Raw genomic sequence first — 1073 nt, 5'->3', positions numbered from 1 at the left:
CCTCTTCTGTCACCAACAAATTCATCACGGTTGACTGTGTGATTTGCTTGAGCCGTATGCTTGGAAACCTTGCAAGTACGGTTCTGAGGGGGGAACGGAGCCGCGAGGCTCCTTACCTACCCGCCTTATGCACAAAGACCAAACCGTAATAAGAGAATGTCAGGGAATCATAAATAAATGGCTAAATGACATGGGGTTGAAATTAAAACCAAGTAAGACAAAAATAACCCATACATCGGTCGGATTTGATTTCCTGGGATTCAATATCCGACAATACCAAGCCGGGAAAAATCAGTCAAAACAAGGTTTTAAGACCATCATCAAACCATCCAAAGGAAAAATCCAAGAGCACTACGGGCAGCTTTCAAAAACAATAGAATGTCATAAAGCTGCCCCACAGCAGGCTCTCATCAGCCGACTAAAACCCATTATACGAGGATGGTGTAACTACTACAGTTCCGTTTGTAGTAAAGAAACCTTCAGCGATTTGGGACATATGCTATGGAATAAACTTCAAAGATGGGGGTACAGAAGACATCCCAACAAATCAAAAACCTGGGTCAACGGAAAGTATTGGGGAACCATCGGTAATGACAATTGGGTTTTCAAAGATGGAGATATATATCTCCAAAAACATGCCTGGACAGAAATAAAAAGGCATACCAAAGTCAAAGAAACACGAAGCCCATACGATGGAGACTCAATCTACTGGAGCATCAGAATGGGAAAACATCCTGAAATGACCAGTCAAAAGGGAAAACTTTTGAAAAGGCAAAAAGGGAAATGTGCCCATTGTGGTCTGACTTTCAAGGACAGAGATTTAATGGAAACTCATCACATCTTACCACGAGCACTAGGTGGAACAAATAAGTTAGATAACCTCGAACTACTTCACCTACATTGCCATGACCAAAAACATGGAAAGAATTTCAACATCATAGAGTTGGATATAAACCCATGGTAGAAGTACCAATGTCAATGGTTCCTATGATGAGGAGCCGGATGAAGGGAAACTTTCACGTCCGGTTTTGGAGACGAGTCGGTGGGGCGACTTACCGACTTAGTTTAATCGA

General features: G+C 42.2%; 1 protein-coding gene. It reads left to right on the top strand.

The window, feature by feature from the left end; all coding sequences use genetic code 11:
- Positions 1-190: 190 nt before the first annotated feature.
- Complete coding sequence (locus tag F6K52_RS36705; protein ID WP_293090209.1) at positions 191-964, top strand: group II intron maturase-specific domain-containing protein; 774 nt, start codon at positions 191-193, stop codon at positions 962-964.
- Positions 965-1073: the final 109 nt, after the last annotated feature.

The organism is Moorena sp. SIO3H5 (assembly GCF_010692395.1).
GTDB lineage: Bacteria > Cyanobacteriota > Cyanobacteriia > Cyanobacteriales > Coleofasciculaceae > Moorena.
Note: the sequence above shows the minus strand (reverse complement) of the source record. Positions and strands in the feature narration are given on the sequence as shown.